Annotated in this window: 21 protein-coding genes and 1 other RNA gene; 9 read left to right on the forward strand and 13 right to left on the reverse strand. The window is 60.2% G+C overall.

Features of this window, described 5'->3' with window-relative positions; translation table 11 throughout:
• Positions 1-2: 2 nt before the first annotated feature.
• The 4 genes from LVW35_RS27495 to LVW35_RS27510 are packed head-to-tail and all read right to left on the reverse strand — an operon-like array spanning position 3 to position 3,565.
• Complete coding sequence (locus tag LVW35_RS27495; protein ID WP_233892856.1) at positions 3-488, reverse strand: DUF4442 domain-containing protein; 486 nt, start codon at positions 486-488, stop codon at positions 3-5.
• The gene (gene ubiH / locus LVW35_RS27500) at positions 481-1,668 is read right to left on the reverse strand and encodes a 2-octaprenyl-6-methoxyphenyl hydroxylase (RefSeq protein ID WP_233892857.1); all 1,188 of its coding nucleotides are present in this window, start codon (positions 1,666-1,668) and stop codon (positions 481-483) included. Before ubiH ends, LVW35_RS27495 begins: the two co-directional genes overlap by 8 nt.
• Complete coding sequence (pepP, locus tag LVW35_RS27505; RefSeq protein ID WP_233892858.1) at positions 1,665-2,987, reverse strand: Xaa-Pro aminopeptidase; 1,323 nt, start codon at positions 2,985-2,987, stop codon at positions 1,665-1,667. Before pepP ends, ubiH begins: the two co-directional genes overlap by 4 nt.
• Before the next feature lie 20 nt (positions 2,988-3,007).
• Positions 3,008-3,565, reverse strand: coding sequence for a YecA/YgfB family protein (locus tag LVW35_RS27510; protein ID WP_233892859.1), 558 nt, complete (start codon positions 3,563-3,565; stop codon positions 3,008-3,010).
• A 138-nt stretch (positions 3,566-3,703) separates the two neighbouring features.
• On the opposite strand from LVW35_RS27510, the gene LVW35_RS27515 reads away from it, so the two are divergent.
• The 4 genes from LVW35_RS27515 (at position 3,704) to LVW35_RS27530 (ending at position 5,122) form a co-directional block, all read left to right on the forward strand.
• Entirely contained in the window at positions 3,704-3,913 is a 210-nt protein-coding gene (locus tag LVW35_RS27515; protein WP_007982902.1) for a TIGR02449 family protein, read from the forward strand.
• Entirely contained in the window at positions 3,910-4,227 is a 318-nt protein-coding gene (locus LVW35_RS27520; RefSeq protein WP_003176812.1) for a cell division protein ZapA, read from the forward strand. Before LVW35_RS27515 ends, LVW35_RS27520 begins: the two co-directional genes overlap by 4 nt.
• Before the next feature lie 30 nt (positions 4,228-4,257).
• Positions 4,258-4,436: non-coding RNA, 6S RNA (gene ssrS / locus LVW35_RS27525), on the forward strand.
• A gap of 56 nt (positions 4,437-4,492) precedes the next feature.
• The gene (locus LVW35_RS27530; protein WP_233892860.1) at positions 4,493-5,122 is read left to right on the forward strand and encodes a 5-formyltetrahydrofolate cyclo-ligase; all 630 of its coding nucleotides are present in this window, start codon (positions 4,493-4,495) and stop codon (positions 5,120-5,122) included.
• 7 nt (positions 5,123-5,129) lie between these two features.
• Here the strand turns inward: LVW35_RS27530 and LVW35_RS27535 are convergent, their stop codons facing one another.
• Positions 5,130-5,279 (reverse strand): hypothetical protein, encoded by a 150-nt coding sequence (locus LVW35_RS27535; RefSeq protein ID WP_010207387.1) that lies wholly within the window; start codon positions 5,277-5,279, stop codon positions 5,130-5,132.
• A 195-nt stretch (positions 5,280-5,474) separates the two neighbouring features.
• On the opposite strand from LVW35_RS27535, the gene LVW35_RS27540 reads away from it, so the two are divergent.
• Complete coding sequence (locus tag LVW35_RS27540) at positions 5,475-5,924, forward strand: EVE domain-containing protein (RefSeq protein ID WP_233892861.1); 450 nt, start codon at positions 5,475-5,477, stop codon at positions 5,922-5,924.
• Positions 5,925-5,928: 4 nt separating this feature from the next.
• On the opposite strand, the gene LVW35_RS27545 is transcribed toward LVW35_RS27540, so the two are convergent.
• Positions 5,929-6,336 carry a flagellar basal body-associated protein FliL gene (locus LVW35_RS27545; RefSeq protein ID WP_093120488.1) on the reverse strand — a complete coding sequence of 136 codons (408 nt, stop codon included), beginning with the start codon at positions 6,334-6,336 and terminating at the stop codon, positions 5,929-5,931.
• Positions 6,337-6,486: 150 nt separating this feature from the next.
• Between LVW35_RS27545 and LVW35_RS27550 the strand changes: the two genes are divergently transcribed.
• On the forward strand, positions 6,487-7,464 hold the full coding sequence (locus LVW35_RS27550; RefSeq protein ID WP_233892862.1) for an NADPH:quinone oxidoreductase family protein: 978 nt from the start codon (positions 6,487-6,489) through the stop codon (positions 7,462-7,464).
• 208 nt (positions 7,465-7,672) lie between these two features.
• Entirely contained in the window at positions 7,673-9,010 is a 1,338-nt protein-coding gene (glpT, locus tag LVW35_RS27555) for a glycerol-3-phosphate transporter (protein WP_233892863.1), read from the forward strand.
• Here the strand turns inward: glpT and LVW35_RS27560 are convergent.
• Complete coding sequence (locus LVW35_RS27560) at positions 9,007-9,660, reverse strand: gamma-glutamylcyclotransferase (protein WP_233892864.1); 654 nt, start codon at positions 9,658-9,660, stop codon at positions 9,007-9,009. The genes glpT and LVW35_RS27560 overlap by 4 nt on opposite strands.
• Positions 9,661-9,686: 26 nt before the next feature.
• Positions 9,687-12,074, reverse strand: coding sequence for a TonB-dependent receptor plug domain-containing protein (locus tag LVW35_RS27565; protein WP_233892865.1), 2,388 nt, complete (start codon positions 12,072-12,074; stop codon positions 9,687-9,689).
• Positions 12,075-12,400: 326 nt separating this feature from the next.
• Between LVW35_RS27565 and LVW35_RS27570 the strand changes: the two genes are divergently transcribed.
• Positions 12,401-12,883, forward strand: coding sequence for a sn-glycerol-3-phosphate transporter (locus LVW35_RS27570; RefSeq protein WP_233892867.1), 483 nt, complete (start codon positions 12,401-12,403; stop codon positions 12,881-12,883).
• A gap of 46 nt (positions 12,884-12,929) precedes the next feature.
• Here the strand turns inward: LVW35_RS27570 and LVW35_RS27575 are convergent, their stop codons facing one another.
• The 5 genes from LVW35_RS27575 to LVW35_RS27595 all read right to left on the reverse strand — a co-directional run bounded on the left by LVW35_RS27575 (position 12,930) and on the right by LVW35_RS27595 (position 18,160).
• Complete coding sequence (locus tag LVW35_RS27575) at positions 12,930-13,898, reverse strand: CDP-6-deoxy-delta-3,4-glucoseen reductase (protein WP_233892868.1); 969 nt, start codon at positions 13,896-13,898, stop codon at positions 12,930-12,932.
• Positions 13,898-15,364, reverse strand: coding sequence for a 4-hydroxy-3-polyprenylbenzoate decarboxylase (gene ubiD, locus LVW35_RS27580; RefSeq protein WP_003176824.1), 1,467 nt, complete (start codon positions 15,362-15,364; stop codon positions 13,898-13,900). The genes LVW35_RS27575 and ubiD overlap by 1 nt, the downstream gene beginning before the upstream one ends.
• A 156-nt stretch (positions 15,365-15,520) precedes the next feature.
• Positions 15,521-16,780, reverse strand: coding sequence for a transcription termination factor Rho (rho, locus tag LVW35_RS27585; protein ID WP_016973082.1), 1,260 nt, complete (start codon positions 16,778-16,780; stop codon positions 15,521-15,523).
• Between the two features lie 233 nt (positions 16,781-17,013).
• Entirely contained in the window at positions 17,014-17,343 is a 330-nt protein-coding gene (trxA, locus tag LVW35_RS27590; RefSeq protein ID WP_003213989.1) for a thioredoxin TrxA, read from the reverse strand.
• A gap of 121 nt (positions 17,344-17,464) precedes the next feature.
• On the reverse strand, positions 17,465-18,160 hold the full coding sequence (locus LVW35_RS27595) for a FadR/GntR family transcriptional regulator (protein WP_233892869.1): 696 nt from the start codon (positions 18,158-18,160) through the stop codon (positions 17,465-17,467).
• A gap of 255 nt (positions 18,161-18,415) precedes the next feature.
• Between LVW35_RS27595 and LVW35_RS27600 the strand changes: the two genes are divergently transcribed.
• On the forward strand, positions 18,416-19,201 hold the full coding sequence (locus LVW35_RS27600) for a transporter substrate-binding domain-containing protein (protein ID WP_233892870.1): 786 nt from the start codon (positions 18,416-18,418) through the stop codon (positions 19,199-19,201).
• The last annotated feature ends 14 nt before the right edge of the window (positions 19,202-19,215 follow it).

The raw sequence follows: 19,215 nt of genomic DNA on the forward strand, positions 1-19,215 counted from the left end.
CTTTAAGCCTGTCTCGCTGGCGGCTTGCGCCGCACGTAAAGAGTTTTGTCGACCCGCGCCACCAGGGTGCCGGAGCCGTCATGAATATCAACCTTGAGGTGTGGCAAATACTTCTCGCCGCCTTCGGTCTGCCGGCGGATCTCATCGAGCAAGGCGTCGTCGATGGAGAACTCCGCGTACACCGGGCCTTTGCCGGGCGAGATGAAGTCGATGCTCGCGGCCTTGTCCCACACGATGTAATCGCGGCCCAGGTTCTCCATCAGCATCAGCATGTAGAACGGATCAACCATCGAATACAGGCTACCGCCGAACTGCGTGCCGACATAGTTGCGGTTGTACCAGCCCAGGCCCATACGCACTTTGACGTGACGAAAATCGGCGCTCATGTGCCGCACGCTCACGCCCGCACCCAAGTAAGGCGGATACAAGGTCATGATCCAACGCAACAACCGCGCCTTGCCCAGGCGCTCGATCAACCACTTACGCATCGGGACGGGTGCCCAGGCCCATGGCCTGACGGGCGAACCAGCGTTTTGCCGGCGGCAACAGGTCCAGGCCCAGCAGGCCCATGTTGCGGCCCAGGGCGACCAATGGCTGGGCGCTGCCAAACAGGCGCGTGACCTGGTCAGAGAAGCCCACTGTAAGCTTCTGGTCCAGGCGCTGACGCTCGCGATAGCCCTGCAAAGTGGCCAGGTCGCCCGGCACTTGTGGCCCGGCCAGCAAGGCCTCAGCCAGGGCATTTGCATCACGTAGGGACAGGTTGAAGCCCTGTCCGGCAATCGGATGCAGGCTGTGGGCGGCGTTGCCGAGGATCGCCAGGTGCGAGCGCACTTGCTCTTCGGCCTCAACCAAGGTCAGCGGATACAGATGACGGGCGCCGACTTGCTTCAGCGTGCCCAGGCGGTAGCCGAACACGCCCTGCAATTCACTCAGGAAGCTGCGTTCGTCGAGACTGGCCAGGCGTTGCGCGTCCATGCCAATGCGCGTCCACACCAGTGCGCAGCGGTTGTCCGGCAGCGGCAGCAGGGCCATCGGGCCTTCATCGGTGAAACGCTCGAAGGCCTCGCCATTATGGGATTCGCTGGGGGTGATGTTGGCAATCAGCGCGCTCTGGTTGTACGGGCGGGTTTTCACGCCGATGCCCAGTTGCTCGCGTAGACCGGAACGGCCACCATCCGCCAGCACCGCAAGGTCGCATTCCAGTACGGTTTCATCGTTGAGAGTCAGGCGGTAGCCATCAGGCAGCGGCTCCATACGCGTGACTTCGGCCGGGCAACGCCAGCCGACCACGTCTTTATCCAGGCCTTGCCACAAACATTGGCCCAGCCAGGCGTTTTCCACCACATAGCCGAGGGCGGGCACGCCCTCCTCCATGGCGGACAAGCGCGCGGTGGAGAAACGTCCACGGTCGGACACATGGATCTGTTTGATCGGCTCGGCACGACGGGAGATGTCCTGCCACAAGCCCAGACGCTGATAGATCTGCCGCGCGCCAAAGGACAACGCCGAAGACCGCGCATCGTAGCTCGGCTGGTAGCTGTCGCCCGGTGCGAAGGGTTCGATCAGCACGATCTTCCAGCCCCGCGCCTTGGCCCCGGCCTGTAACGCCAGCGCCAGGCTGGCGCCGACCAGGCCGCCGCCGATGATTGCCAGGTTGACCCGGCTCATCGGGCAGCCGCCATCAGCGCTTCGATGTCGGCAACGGTCTTGGGCACGCCGCCGGTCAGGATTTCACAGCCTTGCTTGGTCACTACCACGTCGTCCTCGATGCGTACGCCAATGCCACGCCATTTCTTTGCCACGTTCTGGTTGTCCGGCGAAATATAGATGCCTGGCTCCACGGTCAACGCCATGCCGACTTCCAGCACCCGCCACTCACCGCCCACTTTGTACTCGCCCACATCATGCACATCCATGCCCAGCCAGTGGCCGGCGCGGTGCATGTAGAAGGTTTTATAAGCTTCGCTGGCGATCAACTCGTCGACGTCACCCTGCAACAACCCCAGCTTTACCAATCCGGCGGTGATGACCTGCACCGTCGCCTCGTGGGCCTGGTTCCAATGCTTGTCCGGGGCGATCTCGGCAAACGCGGCCTCCTGGGAGGCCAGCACGATTTCATAAATCGCCTTCTGTTCCGCCGAAAACCTGCCATTCACCGGCCAGGTGCGGGTGATGTCGCTGGCGTAGCAGTCGATCTCGCAACCGGCATCGATCAGCACCAGGTCGCCGTCCTTGAGCACCGCGTCATTCTGCTGGTAATGCAGGATGCAGCTGTTGCGCCCGGCGGCGACGATGGAACCGTAGGCCGGCATTTTCGCCCCACCTTTACGGAACTCATAATCCAGCTCGGCTTCCAGGCTGAACTCATAGAGACCGGCCCGGCTGGCCTGCATCGCCTTCACATGGGCGGCGCAGGAGATTCGCGCGGCCTCACGCATCACCTTTACTTCTGCTGCCGATTTATACAGGCGCATGTCGTGGAGCAGATGATCCAGGGCAACGAATTCGTTCGGCGGCTGGGCGCCCAAATGGGCTTTGGAGCGGATCACGTTGATCCATTCCATCAAGTGCCGATCGAACTCGGCATTGCTGCCCATGGCCGAGTACACCCGGTCACGGCCTTCGATGAGGCCGGGCAGGATGTCGTCGATATCGGTGATGGGAAACGCGTCATCCGCGCCAAAGTCGCGGATCGCGCCTTCGGTGCCGGCGCGCAGGCCGTCCCACAGTTCGCGCTCGGCGTTGCGCTCGCGACAGAACAAAACGTACTCGCCGTGCTGGCGACCAGGCATCAGCACGATCACCGCTTCCGGCTCGGGGAAGCCACTCAGGTACTGGAAGTCACTGTCCTGACGGTACACATGCTCGACATCACGGTTGCGGATCGCCACGGCGGCGGCCGGCAGGATCGCGATGCTGTTGGGTTCCATCTGCGCCATCAGCGCCTTGCGGCGTCGGGTGTATTCCGCTCGGGGGATATGGATCATGGACAGATGGGCTTCCTTTCTTAATGCAGCGAAGGCTTGGGCGCGGCAGGCTCAGCGGACTTCTTGGTCTCGGTGAACAGCAGCAGCGGCGCGACGCGCAGGTATTCCATCACTTCCATGTAGTCGCCTTCACCATCTTCGGACTCTTCCAGGGCGTCTTGCACCTGGGAGATGGCGGCCAAATCCTGCAATACTTCCTTGGCGTCGGGGCTCAGCTCCAGGCCACCGGCGTTGACGCCGAAACCGTGGAGGAAGCCTTGGCACCATTGTCCCAGGGCGGCGGCGCGTTCGGTGAGCGGTGCGTCGTCGGTCGGCAGCAGCAGGACCACGGTGACGTCATCACCGGTCAGTTCGCCCTTGACCATCTCTTGCAGGCCGATCAGCGCGTTGCGCACGTTGTCGGTCGGTTCGGTTTCCAGCAGCTCGGCCACGTCAGCCAGCCAGTTGTCGGCATCGAAGCCAACGCCGGTGCAGCTGCGGCCCAACAATACGCCGTGCAGTTCGGCAGGCGAGCATGGGTGGCCGCTGGTGCTCAGCAGTTTGGAAAAAGCGTCGTACGGAGAGTTCTGAATAGGCATGGTGAGCTAGGCGCCAGACGGCGCAATGTCTAGAATGGAGCGCTGTATCCTAGCACCGGCAGACGTACCAAGACTATCAAGGGCGTCAGATCGTTTATCCTGCAGTTGCCATTCATCAGACAAATCCAGTGGAACCCAATGGAAGACACCGACCTGCAAGCGCTGATGGCCAGACTCGAATTGCTAATTACTCGTGTCGAGCAACTTAAGAGTCAAAATGGACTCCTATTAGCTCAGGAAAAGACCTGGCGCGAGGAACGCGCTCACCTCATTGAAAAAAACGAAATCGCCCGGCGTAAGGTCGAATCGATGATTTCGCGCCTGAAGGCCCTGGAGCAAGACTCATGAGTTCAAGCAATAGCGTCACCGTGCAGATCCTCGACAAAGAATATTCGATCATCTGCCCCCAGGAAGAGCGCAACAACCTGGTGAGCGCCGCCCGCTACCTGGATGGCAAGATGCGTGAGATCCGCAGCAGCGGCAAAGTGATCGGCGCCGACCGCATCGCCGTGATGGCCGCACTGAATATTACCCACGATTTGCTGCATAAGCAGGAGCGCCCTGACGTGCAGGCCAGCGGCTCGACGCGTGAGCAGGTGCGTGACCTGCTGGAGCGTGTCGATCTGGTGCTGTCCAGCGATTCAGACGCACCCAAGGGCTGATTGCCGTGACTGTTTAAGGTATACTCGCCCCACTCCCTGGCGTGTTTGCCAGTCGGCGATGTCCCTGAGCCGATTCGCACTACCCTGGAAGTTGCACGTTGGGCTGGTGTGCATGTCCGCTAGACGGAAAGCCTTAAAGCCTACTGCATCTTCCACCTTGAACTTTCGGGTTCAAGGGCTAAGTCGACAGCGGCTCTGTCGGGGAGCCTGAATTCCCAAACTCAATGCCAGTCCTCGGACTGGCATTGTTTTATGAGCCGAAACCATGACCGAACCTGCGCCACTTTCCCGTCCGCAACTTCGACGCATGTTGCGCAAAGCCCGACGCGCCCTCACGCCGAGCGAGCAGCGCCAGGCCGCCCATGGCTTGTATCGGCAATTGGCACAGCACCCCCTGTTTCGCCGAGCCAAACATATTTCTTTATACCTACCGACGGACGGCGAAATCGATCCGCGCCTGCTGCTGCGCGCTGCGCAACGCCGGGGCAAAGCCACCTACCTGCCGGTGCTCAGCGCCTGGCCGCGAACCAAGATGGTGTTCCAGCGCGTGAGGCCTGGGGAAAAGCTGCTGCCTAACCGCTTTCGCATCCTGGAACCACGGATGAATATCGGCCGCCAACGCAAGGTCTGGGCGTTGGACCTGGTGCTGCTGCCGCTGGTGGGGTTCGATGATGCCGGAGGGCGGCTGGGCATGGGCGGCGGGTTCTACGATCGCAGCCTGGCTTACCTGGCGCGCCGCCAGAGCTGGCGCAAGCCGACGCTGCTTGGACTGGCCCATGAATGTCAGAAGGTCGATCGATTGGCACAGGCAAGCTGGGATGTGCCATTGGCGGGCACCGTCACCGATAAGCATTGGTATATTGCGAAGACGCCACTGGAATCAGCGGCGTCTTGAAGAAGGGTCAGCGTTTGAACGGTTGCGGCTGCTGCTGAGCCAGTTCAACGGGCGCATCGGTCTTGTTCGACCATAAGCTTTGGGCATACCCGGTGGTCACGACGCCCAGACCAAACAAAATCACCAAAATCCATAGTAAATCCGGTTTACGTTGCATCGATTGCCCCCCTGCAGGCACCTCGTACACGATGACAACAACGTTCCAAAGTAGTCCGTTGCAGCTGCGTCAAGCTTTAAAAGCCGGCATTCTGCGGTAACGTGAACCAACACGCAAACCTTGGCGCCAACCGACTGTCGGTTTGTCATCAAATTGCCTGACAACTTGCCCACTGCTTTTTTCAGGAGCCCAAAAATGGCCTACTGGCTGATGAAATCCGAGCCCGACGAACTCTCCATCAAAGGCCTGGAAAAGCTCGGCGAAGCCCGCTGGGACGGCGTGCGCAACTACCAGGCGCGCAACTTCCTGCGTGCCATGGCGGTGGGTGACCAATTTTTCTTCTACCACTCCAGTTGCCCGGAGCCAGGCATTGCCGGCATCGGTAAAATCGTCGAGGCGGCCTACCCGGACCCCACCGCGCTGGAGCCCGAAAGCCACTATTTCGACGCAAAGGCCACCCCGGAAAAAAATCCGTGGAGCGCGATCAATGTGGCGCACGTCGACACCTTCTCCAAAGTGCTCGGCCTGGGCTACCTGAAACAGCAAACCGCCCTCGCCGAACTCCCTCTGGTGCAGAAAGGCAGCCGTCTTTCGGTGATGCCAGTGACCGACGAGCAATGGGCTGCGGTGATCAGTTTGCGTTGAGGCGTTACTGGATGATCAGGTTGTTGAACAACAGATCTTCCACCACCGGCTTGCCGGTCTCGTCGCTCATCACTTGCTGGGTTTGCTTCAAGGCTTCCTGGCGCAACTTTTCCTTACCCTCGACGGTGCTCATGGCCTCGTTGGTCTGCTGGGTGAACAGCGCCACCAACTGATTACGGATCAATGCGTCGTTGGCTTTGACGGCAGCAGCGGCTTCGGTGCCGGTCACGCGCAGGGCGATGTCGGCCTTGAATACCTTGAGTTTCGCCGTGCCATCCAAGCCGTAGTTCCCCACGAACGGCGGGCTCAGGCTGATATAGCTGACCTTGGGCGCCTCGCCTTCTTTGGCTTCTTCCGCCTGGGCTGCCATTGGCAAGGTCAGGGCCAGCATCAACAGGATCCACGCTTTCACAATTCACTCCTCACATTCGGTTGCCGGGTAGCATAACGCTAGCAAGGCAGAGCACAAGCTTATGGCGGCTTATCAGGCGCGGGCATGCTCGTTGACCCACGCGCCTGCGCTCCTACACTTATCGGCCACGACGCCAAAAGGAATAGTCCGATGAAAGCTGTGCTGTGCAAAGCCTTCGGCCCTGCCGAAACCCTGGTGCTGGAAGATGTCGCCAGCCCGGCGATCAAGAAGAACGAAATCCTGCTGGACGTGCACGCCGCCGGAGTCAATTTTCCGGACACCTTGATCATCGAGGGCAAGTACCAGTTCAAGCCGCCCTTTCCGTTTTCGCCGGGTGGCGAGGCGGCGGGCGTGATCAGTGAAGTGGGGGAAAAGGTCAGTCACCTGAAAGTCGGTGACCGGGTCATGGCGCTGACCGGCTGGGGCAGCTTTGCCGAGCAGGTCGCGGTGCCCGGCTACAACGTGCTACCCATCCCGCCGAGCATGGACTTCAACACCGCCGCCGCTTTCAGCATGACCTACGGCACGTCCATGCACGCGCTGAAACAACGCGCAAACCTGCAACCTGGCGAAACCCTGCTGGTACTCGGCGCCTCCGGTGGCGTGGGCCTGGCCGCCGTGGAAATCGGCAAGGCCATGGGCGCGCGGGTGATTGCCGCCGCCAGCAGCGCCGACAAACTTGCGGTGGCCAAGACCGCCGGCGCCGATGAGCTGATCAACTACAGCGAAACCAGCCTGAAAGACGAGGTCAAGCGCCTTACCGACGGCAACGGCGCCGACGTGATCTACGACCCGGTGGGTGGCGATCTGTTTGACCAGGCCATCCGTGCCATCGCCTGGAACGGCCGCCTGCTGGTGGTGGGGTTCGCCAGCGGGCGCATTCCCGAGCTGCCGGTGAATCTGGCGCTGCTCAAGGGTGCGGCGGTGGTTGGGGTGTTCTGGGGTTCGTTTGCCCAGCACCAGCCGCAGGACAACGCGGCGAATTTTCAGCAGTTGTTCAGTTGGTATGGCGAAGGAAAGCTCAAGCCTTTGGTGTCCCAGGTGTATCCGCTCGAGCAAGCCGCACAGGCGATCAATGACCTGGGCCAGCGCAAGGCGGTGGGCAAGGTGGTCGTCCAGACTCGCTAACCGATGTGAAATGCGGTCAATGTGGGAGCGGACTTCAGCACTTACAGAATCCAATAACGACCATCATTTATCCATTGGCGACATGTTCATAAGAGAACATACAATTGCTCTCATTTCCTGTGTTTGCAGATAAGAGGCGATGCTATTTTCGGTAACGAAACTGTAACATTCGCATCCGCAGTCAAAACAAGAAATCTGGAGCTCTTGAATGTTTGCTTTCTTTCGTCCTGCCGCACATCAGGCGCCCCTGCCTGAAGAAAAAATAGACAGCACCTACCGACGCCTGCGCTGGCAGATCTTCGCGGGTATTTTCTTCGGTTACGCCGGCTACTACCTGCTGCGCAAAAACTTCTCCCTGGCCATGCCCTACTTGATCGACGAAGGTTACACCCGTGGCGAACTGGGCCTGGCGATGTCGGCCATCGCGATTGCCTACGGCCTGTCCAAGTTCCTCATGGGCCTGGTGTCCGACCGCTCCAACCCACGCTACTTCCTGCCCTTCGGCCTGCTGGTTTCCGCCGGGGTGATGTTCATTTTCGGTTTCGCACCTTGGGCGACGTCCAGCGTGACCATGATGTTCATTTTGCTGTTCATCAACGGCTGGGCCCAAGGCATGGGCTGGCCGCCGAGCGGACGCACCATGGTGCACTGGTGGTCGCAGAAAGAACGCGGCGGCGTGGTGTCCGTGTGGAACGTGGCGCATAACGTCGGCGGTGGCCTGATCGGCCCACTGTTCCTCCTGGGCATGGCTTGGTTCAACGACTGGCACGCAGCCTTCTACGTACCGGCCACCGTGGCTTTGCTGGTGGCGGCATTTGCCTTCATCACCATGCGCGACACTCCGCAATCGGTCGGCCTGCCGCCGATCGAGAAGTACAAGAATGACTACCCGGAAGGCTACGACGCCAGCCACGAAGACGAATTCAGCGCCAAGGAAATCTTCGTCAAGTACGTGCTGCGCAACAAAATGTTGTGGTACATCGCCTTCGCCAACGTGTTCGTCTACCTATTGCGCTACGGCGTTCTGGACTGGGCGCCGACCTACTTGAAAGAAGCCAAGCACTTCACGGTCGATAAATCATCGTGGGCGTACTTCTTCTATGAGTGGGCCGGCATTCCGGGCACGCTGCTGTGCGGCTGGATGTCGGACAAGATCTTCCGTGGCAACCGTGGCCTGACGGGCATTGTGTTCATGGCACTGGTGACCGTAGCGACCCTTGTTTACTGGCTCAACCCACCGGGCAACCCAATGGTCGACATGATCGCGCTGTTCTCCATCGGCTTCCTGATCTACGGTCCAGTGATGCTGATCGGCCTGCAGGCGCTGGAACTGGCACCGAAGAAGGCCGCGGGCACTGCTGCGGGTTTCACCGGTCTGTTCGGTTACCTGGGGGGGTCAGTGGCGGCGAGTGCGGCCATGGGCTACACCGTGGACCATTTCGGTTGGGACGGTGGTTTCGTGCTGCTGATTGGCGCGTGCATCTTGGCCATCGCCTTCCTGGTCCCGACGCTGTGGCACACCAACAGCGTGAGTTCGTCGCGTTAACCGCCTGAACAGTCCTTCGCACAACGCTTGAGCCGCGCCTCCAGGTTCTTATCTGGCATGGCGTGGCTACGCAGGGCGTTGACGGTCTGCTCGACATAATCGCGAGTCGTGCCGTAACGCCCGCAAGCGCTTTGCAACACATGGTTCAGCACGATATCGGGCAAGTTGCCGGCATAGCTGGGCAGGTGCCGTTCCAATACAAACCCCAGCGCCTGTACCGTAGTGCCATCTTCCAGACGGCAGGTGAGCCAGTGTGGCCGGTAAGATGGGTAAGGCATCTCGCGCTGCCACAAGGCATAGAGCGAGGCCTCCAGTTGGTCTTCCGGCAGGCGGTAGGCAAACCCGCTGCACGAGCCGCCGCGATCCAACCCGAACACCAACCCCGGCAGCTCCGGTGTACCCCGATGCTCATGGGACCACAGGTACAGGCCCCGGTGATAACCGTGGACGCGTGCCCGCACCCGCTCGGTCGACGAGCATTCAGGGCGCCAGATCAGCGAACCATAAGCGAAAAGCCAGACCGGCCCACCCTTGTGCTGGGCCATGGTGGCCTGCATTGAGCTCATCAACTGTTCGTGAGTGAGTTGCGGCCCAAGATCGAGCCGCGGAGGGTAAGCCAATTGCAAAAGATCGGATTCAATGACGGTCATGGCAAATCGCTTAGGTCTCCTGTGTATTACCAGTTATAGGCAACTTTACCGTAATAGAACGCGCCGCTGTAACCGTACGGCGAAAAAGTGCTATAGGCCAAATTGCCACCACTGCTGGCGAACGCATTGACCTTTTCCGGGTATTTATCCGTGACGTTGTCGCCACCCAGGGTGAAGGTCCAGTTCTTCAACTTGTAGTCCGCCGACAAATCCAACACCCAGGCCGCCTTGAAGGTCTGGTCGTTGGCCTTGTCGGCCTGGTAGCTGGTGAATTCACCATAGCGCACCAGGTTGCTGTGCAGCGCCCATTTGCCGAAGGTGAAGTCGTTACCCAGGCTCAGCTTGTGTTCAGGCGTGGTATCGCCCAGCAAACCGCTCTTCTCGCGACGGTCCACGCGCACCAGATTGGCGCCCAGGCTGTCGAGGATGGCCGGGTTGGGCTTCACATCCGTGACCTTGGTATGGTTGTAGTTGTAGCCCACGGTGCTGTTCCAGCGGATGCCGTTATCGAACTGGTAGCGGTAGTTGGCCACCAGATCGACGCCGTCGGTGCTGGTGTCCGTAGCGTTGGTGAAGTAGCGGGCGGTGGTGTAGTTGATGTTGCCGACGCCGTTGGCACGCAGATAGGCCTGGGTCGCCGGGTCCAGATTGAGGTTGGACGACAGGCTGATACGGTCGCGAATGTCGATGCGGTACACGTCCACCGTCACCGTCAGGTCGTCGGCAGGCTCCAGTACCAGGCCGAGGCTGTAGTTGCGCGACTTCTCGGCCTTGAGGTCTTCCGCGCCCAGCAGGCGGGCCACCTGGCTCGAAGCCGGGAAAGTACCGGCCTCGCGGATATCGCTGCCGATCAACTGCGATGAAGTGAACGCAAAGTTCTGCTGAGCCAGCGACGGCGCGCGGAAACCGTTGGAAATACTGCCGCGCAAGGCCACCTGCGGGGTGAAGTCATAACGAGCCGACAGCGAGCCACTGACATTGGAGCCGAAGTCACTGTAATCCTCATGTCGTACGGCAGCCGACGCGCTGAGTTTTTCGGTGAAGTTGGTTTCCAGGTCCAGGTACTGGGCCCAGTTGTGGCGCGAACGGCTGCCGGCGTCGGCATCACGGAAGCCGCCCAGGCCCGAACTGCCGGTCTGATAGTAGGACGCCGTCTCACCCGCCTCAATTTCATAACCCTGGTGCAGATATTCGCCGCCAAAGGCCACGGACACCGGGTACGGCAAGAAGCCCACATCGAACTCGCGGGACAGGTCCAGGCTGACTTGCTTCTGGTCGTTGCTCAGGGTGCCGTTATCAAACTTGCGCGGCGTGGCCAGGCCCAGGGAGGTATTGATGGTTTCGGTGCTCAGCTCGTACTGGTTCTTGCCGTAGTTGGCCGACAAGTCGTAATGCCAGTCATAGGCCAGCAGACCGCGCAGGCCCACCACCAGCGAAGTGTCTTCCAGGTTGCCCTTGATCAGCGGCAGGTAGCCATTGGGGTTGAGCGCCGGGATGTTGTTGGACGCGTTGCTCGCCCGGTAAAACGCCGCCGTCTCGCCGCGCCGCTTGCTGTAGCCGCCGAAGGTGTAGAACTCGGCCGCATCGTTGAAGGAATATTCCGAGTTGAACTGGAACTTGCCTTCCTGGGTGGCCGGCTCACCCTGGCGAAACACTTGTTGGCCGTAGGTCGTGGAACCTACGCTGCCAAGGCGGAAATCCTTACCGGCGCGGTTGGTGTAATCGTTGTCGGCGCCTTCGGCGGAGAGGTTGATAAAGCCGTTTTCACCCAATGCCAAACCCGTGTTGCCACTGAGATTGCGCTGGATACCGTCGCCCTTCTTGTACTCGCCAAACTTCGACGAGATCGAACCACCGTGGTCGGCGCGCTTGAGGATCACGTTGATTACACCGGCAATGGCATCGGAGCCATAACGCGCAGAGGCGCCATCACGCAGCACCTCGATATGGTCCACCGCCGACACCGGGATCGCGTTCAAATCCGCCGGCGCCGAGCCGCGCCCCACCGCACCACCCAGGTTGACGAATGCACTGGTGTGGCGACGCTTGCCATTGACCAGCACCAGCACCTGATCCGGAGACAGACCGCGCAATTGCGCAGGACGCACCAGCTCAGCGCCGTCCACCAGGCTCGGACGCGGGAAGTTGATCGACGGAATCAGCCGCGCCAACACCGCGCCCAGCTCATCCGAGCCGGTGCTGCGCAGGGTATCGCCGGAAATCACATCGATCGGTGACAGCGATGCACTCGCCGTACGCTCTTGGACGCGGGTGCCGGTGACGATCACGGTGTCAAGCCTGGGTGCATCGGTGGCGGGCGTTTCGGCCGCGAAGACTGGATTGAAACCGACAGCGGTCAGCAAATTGGCCGACAAAATCGCTGTATACAACGCGTGCTGCTTGTAGCTCCCCATTCCGCTCCCCTTGAATCAAAAACCAGAGTGTCGTGCTCTGAGTTCGTACGATCGATCCGGCTGGCGGGCGGTAGCGGTCAGTGATTGGTGTTGTGAGTGAGTCGGTAGTCCGTTGCGATATAGCTTAAGGATATTTATGCAACAAATTAAATACCTTTAAAGCATAAGTGAATGCATAAGCAAAATGCCCCATCCGTCAGGATTGCATGGGCCAATCCCGCTACTTTCAGCCCTGGTTCAGCCTGATAACGCGCCAAGCCGTCAAAATGGCGCACACATCACGACCCACCTAGCCGCCCATCAAACCGCCTACCGAGGTCGCCCCCATGAAAAAATTCCGATTGCCTGGCCTGCTGTTCCTGGCCCAGGCCACCACTGCACTGGCGGGCGAAGTGCCGGCCACCGAAGACGACAAGGGCTTCTGGTACGCGCAGACCAGCGTCTACACCCGGCATTTCGCGCCCGACCCCGAGCACAACAACAACCAGGACCTCATCGGTCTTGAACGTAACGAGGCGTCAGGTTTTGTGTACGGCGGGGCGACGTTTCGCAACTCGTTCCGGCAGCGCTCGTACTATGCGTACGCGGGCAAGCGCTACGACATGGACGCCTATCCGGTGTATTTGAAACTGACGGGCGGGGCGATCCAGGGCTATCGCGGCAAGTACCGCGACAAAATCCCGTTGAACCGTTTCGGCGTGGCGCCGGTGATCATTCCGTCGGTGGGCGCGCATTATGGGCCGGTGGCGACGGAATTGGTGTTGCTGGGGTTCAATGCCGCGATGGTGACCACTGGCGTGCGCTTCTGACCCTGACACGACACAAACCAATGTGGGAGCGGCGTACGTCAGTAATTTATGGGCGCGGGGCGTAGGCAAACACATCGGCACGCATCTGGTGCGCATCCATACCCGCATCCACCAGCGCATCCAGGGTGCCGTAGATCATTGCCGGTGAACCGCTGGCGTAGACGTGCACCGACTTGAGGTCGGTGATGTCTTCGCACACCGCTTCATGCAGCAACCCGCAGCGCCCTTCCCAACCACACAGATCACTGACGACCTTGTGCAGGAACAGGTTGGGCAACTGCAGCCATTGGTCCCAATGCTCAATGTCGTAGAAGTCTTCCGGGCGGCGCACCCCCCAGTATAGGTGCACCGGGTGCTTGAAGCCCGAGGCACGGCAATGCTCGATCAGGCTGTGCATCTGCGCCATGCCGGTGCCGGCCGCGATCAACACCAACGGCCCGTCCGGCAGCTCAGCCAGGTGGGTGTCCCCAAAGGGCAGCTCGACACGGGCCATCTGGTTGCGTTGCAGCTGCGCAAGCAAGGTGCGGGCGCTGTCCTCGCGGGCCAGCACATGCAGTTCCAGCTCGCGCCCGGCATGAGGCGCCGAGGCCAGAGAAAACGCCGACTTCTCGCCGTTCTCACGTTCGATCATCAAGTATTGCCCGGCGTGGTAACGCACCGCCTTGCCGGCCGGCGCACGCAGGCGCACGCGCCATACATCGCCACCGACCTCTACACACTCACTCAATTGGCACGACAACTTGCGCAACGGCAACTCTCCCGGCGCCAGCACGCCATCCCACAACACAATGCAATCTTCCAGCGGCTCGGCGATACAGGTGTAGAACTCGCCATGATCACGCACCTCGCCGGCCTGCTGCACCCGGCCTTCCACCAGCAGCGCGGCACACACATGGCACACGCCGTTGCGGCAGGCCTGGGGGCACTCGTAGCCGAGTCGACGAGCGCCTTCGAGGATTCGTTCGCCGGGGACCAACTCCAGCACGGCACCGGAAGGTTGCAGGGTTACACGCATCAATCTATTCCCAATTCTTTCCAGATCGCATCGACACGGGCGGTGACGGCTTCATCCTTGACGATCACCCGACCCCACTCCCGGGTAGTCTCACCCGGCCATTTGTGGGTGGCGTCCAGGCCCATCTTCGAACCCAGGCCCGACACCGGCGAGGCGAAGTCGAGGTAGTCGATCGGCGTGTTGTCGATCATCACCGTGTCGCGCTTGGGGTCCATGCGCGTGGTGATGGCCCAGATCACGTCGTTCCAGTCGCGGGCATTGATGTCGTCGTCGGTGACAATAACGAACTTGGTATACATGAACTGTCGCAAAAACGACCACACACCGAGCATTACCCGCTTGGCATGGCCTGGGTACGACTTCTTCATGGTCACAATGGCCATGCGGTACGAGCAGCCTTCCGGCGGCAGGTAGAAGTCGGTGATCTCCGGGAATTGCTTCTGCAGGATCGGCACAAACACTTCGTTGAGTGCAACGCCCAGGATGGCCGGTTCATCCGGCGGCCGGCCGGTGTAGGTGCTGTGATAAATCGGCTTGATGCGGTGGGTAATGCGCTCGACGGTGAATACCGGGAAGCTGTCGACTTCGTTGTAGTAACCGGTGTGGTCGCCATAAGGGCCTTCATCGGCCATTTCGCCCGGATGAATCACACCTTCCAGGATGATTTCGGCAGTGGCTGGCACTTGCAGGTCGTTGCCACGGCATTTCACCAGCTCGGTGCGGTTACCGCGCAGCAGGCCGGCAAAGGCGTACTCGGACAGGCTGTCGGGCACGGGGGTCACGGCGCCGAGGATGGTGGCCGGGTCGGCGCCCAGGGCCACGGAGACCGGGAACGGTTTGCCGGGGTGCTTTTCGCACCACTCACGGAAATCCAGCGCGCCGCCACGGTGGCTCAGCCAGCGCATGATCACCTTGTTGCGGCCGATCACTTGCTGACGGTAGATACCGAGGTTCTGGCGATCCTTGTTCGGGCCCTTGGTGACGGTCAGGCCCCAGGTGATCAGCGGGCCGACGTCGCCGGGCCAGCAGGTCTGTACTGGGAGCATGGCCAGGTCGACGTCATCACCTTCAATGACCACCTCCTGGCACACCGCGTCCTTGACCACCTTGGGGGCCATGGCAATGATCTTGCGGAAGATCGGCAACTTCGACCAGGCATCCTTGAGGCCCTTGGGCGGCTCGGGTTCCTTGAGGAAGGCCAGCAACTTGCCGATTTCACGCAGTTCGCTGACCGATTCGGCGCCCATGCCGAAGGCGACGCGCTCGGGGGTACCGAACAGGTTGCCGAGCACCGGGATATCAAAGCCGGTCGGGTTCTCGAACAGCAGCGCCGGGCCCTTGTTGCGCAGGGTACGGTCGCAAATCTCAGTCATTTCCAGCACCGGGGAAATCGGCATCTGGATACGTTTCAACTCTCCGCGCTGCTCAAGTTGCTGCACGAAATCCCGAAGATCCTTGAATTTCATTAACCATGCCACCCGTAAAATAGGCGTACATCCTACCTGCTATGACGGCGGCTGGCAGCTTATCGCAGTGCATTTGGGTGCCAACGGCGCTTAAAAAGCAGGCGAAAAAAAATGGCACCCCTGAGGGCGCCATTCTTTCGGACCTGAAACGTCGTATTACTTACGCTTCATCGACAGGAAGAACTCGTCGTTGGTCTTGGTGGTTTTCAGCTTGTCGACCAGGAACTCGATGGCAGCGACTTCATCCATCGGGTGCAGCAGCTTGCGCAGGATCCACATGCGCTGCAGTTCGTCGTCGGCGGTCAGCAACTCTTCGCGGCGGGTGCCCGAACGGTTGATGTTGATGGCCGGGAATACGCGTTTTTCCGCGATGCGACGGTCCAGGGGCAATTCCATGTTGCCGGTACCCTTGAACTCTTCGTAGATCACTTCGTCCATTTTCGAACCGGTTTCAACCAGTGCGGTGGCGATAATGGTCAGCGAGCCGCCTTCTTCGATATTCCGCGCAGCGCCGAAGAAACGCTTCGGTTTCTCCAGGGCGTGGGCATCGACACCACCGGTCAATACCTTGCCGGAGCTCGGGATCACGGTGTTGTAGGCACGGGCCAGACGGGTGATGGAGTCGAGCAGGATCACTACGTCCTTCTTGTGCTCGACCAGGCGCTTGGCCTTCTCGATCACCATTTCGGCAACCTGCACGTGGCGGGTTGGCGGCTCATCAAACGTGGAGGCAACTACTTCGCCGCGCACGGTGCGCTGCATTTCGGTCACTTCCTCCGGACGCTCATCGATCAACAGCACGATCAGGTGAACTTCAGGATTGTTACGCGCGATGTTCGCTGCAATGTTCTGCAGCATGATGGTCTTACCGGCTTTCGGCGGTGCGACGATCAGGCCGCGCTGGCCCTTGCCGATTGGGGCGCACAGGTCGATCACACGACCGGTCAGGTCTTCGGTGGAACCGTTACCGGCTTCCATCTTCATGCGCACGGTCGGGAACAGCGGGGTCAGGTTCTCAAAGAGAATCTTGTTTTTCGCGTTCTCGGGACGATCGAAGTTGATCGTGTCAACCTTGAGCAGGGCGAAGTAACGCTCGCCTTCCTTCGGAGGGCGGATCTTGCCAACGATGGTGTCACCGGTGCGCAAGTTGAAGCGACGGATCTGGCTCGGCGAGACGTAGATATCGTCTGGGCCGGCAAGATAGGAGGCGTCAGCAGAGCGGAGGAAGCCGAAGCCGTCCTGGAGAATCTCCAGCACGCCATCACCGGAGATTTCCTCGCCGCTTTTCGCGTGCTTTTTCAGCAGGGAGAAAATCACGTCCTGCTTGCGCGAACGGGCCATATTTTCTATGCCCATTTCTTCGGCCAGCTGGAGCAGGTCGGTAATCGGCTTTTGCTTGAGTTCAGTCAGATTCATATAGGAATGACGTAATCATTTATGGAGGGGGGAAATTAAGCTTTTGGCTTAATGAAGCCGCGCCGCAGAGAAAGCGACAGGATCGCGTACTAATCGAAAAGGAGTGCGTCGGCGACGGCATGCAGGGGGCAGTGGAGAAACCAGTGCGGGGCCGAATGTACCACCTGAGTTTAGGAGCGTCTAGCCCTCTTTCACGAAAAAGCCCCGCTATTTGCGGGGCTTTTTGACGACGCTTAGATGTTCGCGTCGAGGAAAGCTTGCAACTGAGACTTCGACAGTGCGCCTACTTTAGTGGCTTCGACGTTGCCGTTCTTGAACAGCATCAGGGTCGGGATACCACGCACGCCGTGCTTGGCCGGGGTTTCCTGGTTGTCGTCGATGTTCAGCTTGGCAATGGTCAGCTTGCCTTCGTAGGTGGTCGCAATGTCGTCCAGGACTGGAGCGATCATTTTGCAAGGGCCACACCATTCAGCCCAGTAGTCAACCAGCACCGGGCCTTGAGCCTTGAGTACTTCGGCCTCAAAGGTCGCGTCGGTGACGTGCTTGATAAGATCGTTGCTCATGGATGTCTCCGGATTGTAAGCAAAAAAAACGTGGCCCATCATAGCCGCCCTTCCCCCGTTCAGGAAGCCGCCTCTGATTGAGTCTTCCTATGATGGCCCATGAGTTTGGGTATCGCCCAATTCAAGGCGCTACGGGAGTCACGAAGGCAATGCCCGTGCGCAACGCCGCATTGCGCACGTGTTCCTGCATGGTTTTCTGCGCCGCTGCACTGGCGCGCCGGGCCAGGGCGCGCACTATCCGGCGGTGCTCCTGCCAGGTTTCCATGGCCCGTTCCGGTCGGATGAACGGTAGCTTCTGGCTCTCCAGAAAGACCTCGGCACTCGTGCTCAGAATGCTCACCATCGCTTGGTTACCGCTGGCCAACAGGATGCGCTGGTGGAATTCGAAGTCCAGCCGGGCGGCAGCTTCGAAGTCGCCGGCCTTGAGTACCTTGCGCATGGCCTCGACATTGTCTTCCACGCTGTCCAACTCATCGATGGTCAGCGTCACCGCCGCCAACCCAGCCGCAAAACCTTCCAGGGCATAGCGCAATTGGAAGATATCCAGCGGCGTAGCCTGTGCCGCGAAGGGCCAGGCGAAGCTCGGCGAGTCCTCGACCGCCTGCACGAACACGCCCTTGCCTGGCTGCACACTGACCACACCCAAGGCGCTGAGGGATGACAACGCCTCGCGCAGCGACGCCCGGCTCACCCTTAACTGCGCCGCCAGGTCACGTTGGGACGGCAACGCATCGCCCGCCTCGAAGCCTTGTTCCTTGATCAGTTTGCGGATGGCCTGCAGGGCCGCTTCCGGTACGGCTTGGGCGATGGAATTCATAGAAAACTCAAGGTTCCAGTCAACTGAGCGGCTAGTTGTAAAGCTATTCGCGGCAGTCGGCAAGCCACGCCCCAAAGGGGCTCGCGAGGTTTTATCGACGCTCGAAAAGGGTGCGAAAAATGCTGCAACTGTTCAGACCAGTAAGACCACCACAACGCAACAAATCCCTGGCTTGCAGGCATTCTTCAAGGTGATGGCATGGGCTGTGCACTGAGCAAATCCAGAAAATTCCTTCGCCCTTTTCGGAGAGTTGCCATGACCAAGCGCTACAGCGCCCTGCTTACTGCCCTGTTTGCCAGCCTGATGCTGAGCCAGGCACCCGCCCAGGCCAATGGTCTGGACGACATCGTCGCCCGTGGCATCCTCAAGGTCGCCGTGCCCCAGGACTTCCCGCCGTTCGGCTCGGTGGGTCCTGACATGAAGCCACGCGGCCTGGACATCGACACCGCCAAGCTGCTGGCCGACCAGCTCAAGGTCAAGCTGGAACTCACCCCGGTCAACAGCACTAACCGCATTCCATTCCTCACCACCGGTAAGGTCGACCTGGTGATCTCCAGCCTGGGCAAGAACCCTGAGCGCGAAAAGGTCATCGACTTCTCCAAAGCCTATGCACCGTTCTACCTGGCCGTGTTCGGTCCGCCTGAAGCCGCCATCAACAGCACCGACGACCTCAAGGGCAAGACCATCAGCGTGACCCGTGGCGCCATTGAAGACATCGAGCTGACCGCCGTGGCGCCCAAGGAGGCCACCATCAAGCGCTTCGAAGACAACAACTCCACCATCGCCGCCTACCTCGCCGGCCAAGTCGACCTGATCGCCAGCGGCAACGTGGTGATGGTGGCGATCAGTGAACGCAACCCGAAACGCGTGCCCGCGCTGAAAGTGAAACTCAAGGACTCGCCGGTGTACGTGGGCGTGAACAAGAACGAGCCGGCGCTGCTGGAGAGGGTCAACCAGATCCTGGTCGCGGCCAAGGCCGATGGCAGCCTGGAAAAGAACGCTATGCAATGGCTGAAAGAGCCACTGCCCGCCGATCTCTGAAGCGACGGAGCTGA

It is taken from the genome of Pseudomonas sp. HN11, assembly GCF_021390155.1.
GTDB lineage: Bacteria > Pseudomonadota > Gammaproteobacteria > Pseudomonadales > Pseudomonadaceae > Aquipseudomonas.